Here is a 4366-nt window from a genome sequence, read left to right as displayed (position 1 = left end):
CCCGGAATTTGCTTTCGCAAATTCCGGCCTCTCCCCGCAGGCGGGGAGAGGCGAAGTGGTGCGGCGGCACCCTGGCCTATTCAATCGTCCAGACCAGCGGCGGGCGGCCGCCCCTCGCGGTGCGCATGCGCACGCCGATGTTTCGTCCGCATCCCGCAGCGAGGCCTTCGAACAGTCCTTCCAGCACCTTAGCGCAGGCGGGGTGATAGTCGGCGACGTCGTCCATCAACTTCCAGCTCTGCTGGCTTGTTTCGAACGCGCCTTCTGATTGCACCGTTTCGGCCACATCGTCCTGCGCGGCGAACAGCGCGTTCAGGAACGATGCGAATTCGCGCGCACCGCCGCGGCTCATCGCCAACGCCGCCGCGACCTCGTCGAAATATTGCATGCCGATCAGCTTGCCGGTGAGATGCAGGAGATAGCCGGCATCTTCCGGGCCGAACAGCTGCACCATCACCGGCACGGCGGTGCGGACATATTCCATCGCATAGTTGCGATAGGCTTTTTCCAGCCGCGGTTTCGGCCAGCTCGCAACCGGCAAAGCCGGCGCGGTCTTCGCATCGAACGTAGGGGCCTCCAGATGCCGCGCGAACACCAGGCGCTGGTCGAGCTCGAGTGGGTGGTCGTATTGATGGTAATAGCCTTCGAGACCGTCCTGGCCATCGACGCTCTGCTTGGTGCAGACGAAGCCTAAGCGGAGATCGCCGAGCGCGACGCCGTTGTTGGCGTGCCAGCCGCGCAGCATCGCGCGGCTGACCTCGCCGGGCACGCCGCAGATCGCGGTGCCCTTCCAGATCCAGCGCGGCGGCGGATAGCGGATCCAGGCTTCGCGGTCGCTCTCATACATGTATTCGACATGCACGCCGCCGATCCAGTTGGAGAGATAGTGATATTGCGCAGCAGCCACCGCCGGCGGCAGATGACGCAGGCCGAGCTTGTCCAGGCCCGGCAGGAAGCGCTCCTGCTGCTGGCGGCGGAACACGCGGAAGACGAATTCAGCGGCATCCGCCGTGCCGCGCCGCGTGACAACGGTGAGGATCAGGCCGGTGAAGTAGGCGTGATAGAGATCCGCGACCGCGCGCCAACGTTTCCATTGGACTTCCTGCGCTGTGTCTGATGCGGCGGTCATGTTCGCTCCCGATCGTTGTTTCGATCGAGTGTGTCACTGCACCCGGTGACAGGCAACATGACGCGCATGCAGGCCGCCCTGCACGGCGGCCCGTCAATTCCGCATCACGAATTTTGCGCGGCCTTGGCAGCGCGCTCGTGCTCGACGCGTTCCGTCACGTCGCGCGCCATCGCCACCGATCCCTGCACCGCCCCAGCGGCATCGCGCACCAGCGCGAAGGTCATCTCGATGTAGAGCTTGCGTCCGCTCTTGTGCAGCGCGCGTGTCAGCGTCGGACGCCCTGCAAGCTTCATCGTGCCGCTGGCAAGCGCCGCCTCGAAGCCTTTCCAGTGCGCGGCGCGCAGATGCTCTGGAATGATCAGATCGAGATTCTGCCCCAGCGCTTCCCCGGCGGAGAAGCCGAACAGGGCAGTCGATGCCCGATTCCAGCGTGTGATTGTGCCGGAGCGATCCGAATAGATCAGCGCGTCCGCGACGTCTTCGATGATGTTTGCGTCGAGTTCGGATTGATCGGTCATGCCAACACCTTGTAGCCCGGATGGAGCGCAGCGTAATCCGGGATTGGTGCCACAAGCGAGAGAACTCCCGGATTACGCTCGCGCTCCATCCGGGCTACAGGATCGGGCTACACCCGAAAATGCTTCGATAGTTTGAGGCCCTGCGCCTGGTAGTTGGAGCCGATGCGCTGGCCGTACATCGCATCGGGGCGGGCCAGCATCTTCTCGTAGACGAGGCGGCCGACGATCTGGCCGTGTTCGAGAATGAAGGGTACTTCGCGCGAGCGCACCTCCAGCACGGCGCGCGCGCCTTGCCCGCCCGCACCGGCATAGCCGAAGCCGGGATCGAAAAATCCGGCATAGTGCACGCGGAATTCGCCGACCAAGGGATCGAACGGCACCATCTCGGCGGCGTAGTCGGGCGGGACCTGCACAGCTTCCTTGGAGGCGAGGATGTAGAACTCGCCGGGATCGAGGATCAGGCTGCCGTCGGGGCGGGCCGAGATCGGCTCCCAGAAATCCTCTACCGCATAGCCGGAGCGGCGGTCGACGTCGACGACGCCGGTGTGGCGCTTGGCGCGATAACCGACGAAGCCATTCGCTTTCTCACCCGACAGGTCGACAGAGACGGCAACGCCGCCGGAGAGATCGGCATCGTCGATGTCGACCAGGCGCTCGGCGGCATGCAGCGCATCGAGCTCGTCGGCATTGAGGATGGCGTCGCCGGTGCGGAAGCGCACCTGCGACAGGCGTGAGCCCTCGCGCACCAGCACCGGAAACGTCTTCGGGCTGATCTCGGCATAGAGCGGGCCATGATAGCCGGCGCCGATCATGTCGAAGCGGCGGGTACCATCGGCGATCACGCGGGTGAAGACGTCGAGCCGGCCGGTCGAGCTCTTGGGGTTCGCGGCCGCGACGATCTCCGGCGGCAGCGCGAGGCTTTCCAGCAGCGGCACGATGTAGACGCAATTGGTCTCGAGCACCGCGCCGTCGGCCAGGCTGAACTCGTGCAGCTTCAATTCGTCGATGCGTTCGGCGACGGTGGCGCCGGGACCGGGCAGGAAGCTGGCACGGACGCGATAGGCGATGTCGCCGAGGCGCAAATCGAGGCTTGCCGGCTGGATCTGGCTTTCGACGAAGTCGTACGCGGGCAGGATGAGCCCCGCCTCCGCCATCGCCGCGATCATGCGGTCGGGCAGGATACCATTGGCGTCGGCAGCGACCGTGAACGTCAACCGGGGATCCTCAGCAAGGGGCAACGCATCCCGATATACGGGAAATACTAGCCTTTTACGGCTATCCGATGGACGCCTTGACGGAAAGGGCATTGCGGAATATGAGCATCACTTATCCCGTGGTGATTTGAGCCGGCCGGCTTGCAGCCACGTTAAATAAGTCGCTAAACAGGCCGGGGACCTCTGTGATCCCGGCCCGTGGAGATATCCAGGCCGGTTTTTTTGTGACCGTTCTCGCTCGACGGTCATGTCGGAGGGTCCTATGTCGAAGTCGCCTGCCACCTACCGTCCCGAAACCCGCCTGGTCCATTCCGGGACCCTGCGCTCGCAATATGGCGAGACCTCGGAGGCGCTGTTCCTGACGCAAGGGTACGTCTACAACAGCGCCGAGGAGTGCGAGGCGCGGTTCAAGGGCGAGGACCCGGGCTTCATCTATTCGCGCTACTCCAATCCGACCATCGCGATGTTCGAGCGCCGCATGATCGAGCTCGAAGGCGCCGAGGCGGCCCGCTCGGCGGCCACCGGCATGGCGGCGGTGACGACCGCGATCCTGGCGCCGCTGAAGGCGGGCGACCATGTGGTCGCTTCGCGGGCGCTGTTCGGCTCGTGCCTCTATGTGGTGCAGGATTTGCTGCCGCGCTACGGCATCGAGACCACGCTGGTCGACGGGCTCGATCTCGGCCAGTGGCAGCGGGCGCTCAAGCCCAACACCAAGACGTTCTTCCTGGAGAGCCCGACCAATCCGACGCTCGATGTGCTCGACATCCCCGGCATCGCCGAGATCGCGCACAGGGGCGGTGCGCGGCTCGTCGTCGACAACGTGTTCGCAACGCCGATCTGGCAGAGCCCGCTCGCGCTCGGGGCCGATGTCGTGGTCTATTCGGCGACCAAGCACATCGACGGCCAGGGCCGCTGTCTGGGCGGCATCATCCTGTCCTCGGAAGCCTTCATCGCCGAGCACATCCACAATTTCATGCGCCAGACCGGCCCGTCGATCTCGCCGTTCAACGCCTGGGTCCTGCTCAAGGGCCTTGAGACATTGGGCGTTCGCGTGCGCGCGCAGACCGATACCGCGGCGCGCATTGCCGAGGTGCTGGCCAGCCATCCGAAGATCTCGCGGCTGGTCTATCCCGGCCGCGCCGATCATCCGCAGGCGGCGCTGGTGAAGAAGCAGATGCGCGGCGGCTCGACGCTGGTCGGCTTCGAGGTCAAGGGCGGCAAGCAGGCCGCGTTCCGCGTGCTCAATGAATTGAAGCTGGCGAAGATCTCCAACAATCTCGGCGATGCCAAGAGTCTCGTCACGCATCCGGCGACCACGACGCATCAGCGTTTGAAGCCGGAAGACCGCGCCGCGCTCGGCATCAGCGAGGGCTTCATCCGCTTCTCCGCCGGGCTCGAGCATGCGGACGATCTGATCGAGGATCTGACCGCGGCGCTGGAGAAGGCGTAAGCTTCTTACCCTCCCCTGGAGGGGGAGGGTCGGCTCATATGGAGCGCAGCGAAAT

4 protein-coding genes and 1 riboswitch are annotated in these 4366 nt (G+C 64.8%); of the genes, 1 reads left to right on the top strand and 3 read right to left on the bottom strand.

The window, feature by feature from the left end:
- Positions 1–76: 76 nt before the first annotated feature.
- The 3 genes from AAE027_RS39315 to AAE027_RS39305 form a co-directional block, all read right to left on the bottom strand.
- Positions 77–1129, bottom strand: coding sequence for a hypothetical protein (locus AAE027_RS39315; protein WP_370991153.1), 1053 nt, complete (start codon positions 1127–1129; stop codon positions 77–79).
- Positions 1130–1233: 104 nt separating this feature from the next.
- Positions 1234–1647, bottom strand: coding sequence for a PAS domain-containing protein (locus AAE027_RS39310; protein ID WP_370991152.1), 414 nt, complete (start codon positions 1645–1647; stop codon positions 1234–1236).
- 107 nt (positions 1648–1754) lie between these two features.
- On the bottom strand, positions 1755–2861 hold the full coding sequence (locus AAE027_RS39305; protein WP_165405259.1) for a 2'-deoxycytidine 5'-triphosphate deaminase: 1107 nt from the start codon (positions 2859–2861) through the stop codon (positions 1755–1757).
- 109 nt (positions 2862–2970) lie between these two features.
- A riboswitch (SAM riboswitch) is annotated at positions 2971–3050 on the top strand.
- A 73-nt stretch (positions 3051–3123) separates the two neighbouring features.
- Between AAE027_RS39305 and AAE027_RS39300 the strand changes: the two genes are divergently transcribed.
- Positions 3124–4311: an O-succinylhomoserine sulfhydrylase gene (locus AAE027_RS39300; protein WP_370991151.1), complete on the top strand. Its 1188-nt coding sequence runs from the start codon at positions 3124–3126 to the stop codon at positions 4309–4311.
- Positions 4312–4366: the final 55 nt, after the last annotated feature.

It is taken from the genome of Bradyrhizobium sp. DN3, assembly GCF_041357655.1.
GTDB lineage: Bacteria > Pseudomonadota > Alphaproteobacteria > Rhizobiales > Xanthobacteraceae > Bradyrhizobium.
The sequence above is the reverse complement of the archived record's forward strand: the minus strand, read 5'-3'. Positions and strand labels throughout refer to the sequence as shown.

Excerpts from the sequence above, each read along its gene's own strand:
- AAE027_RS39315 (WP_370991153.1), bottom strand. The coding sequence starts at position 1,129 with ATGACCGCCGCATCAGACACAGCGCAGGAAGTCCAATGGAAACGTTGG.
- AAE027_RS39310 (WP_370991152.1), bottom strand. The coding sequence starts at position 1,647 with ATGACCGATCAATCCGAACTCGACGCAAACATCATCGAAGACGTCGCG.
- AAE027_RS39300 (WP_370991151.1), top strand. The coding sequence starts at position 3,124 with ATGTCGAAGTCGCCTGCCACCTACCGTCCCGAAACCCGCCTGGTCCAT.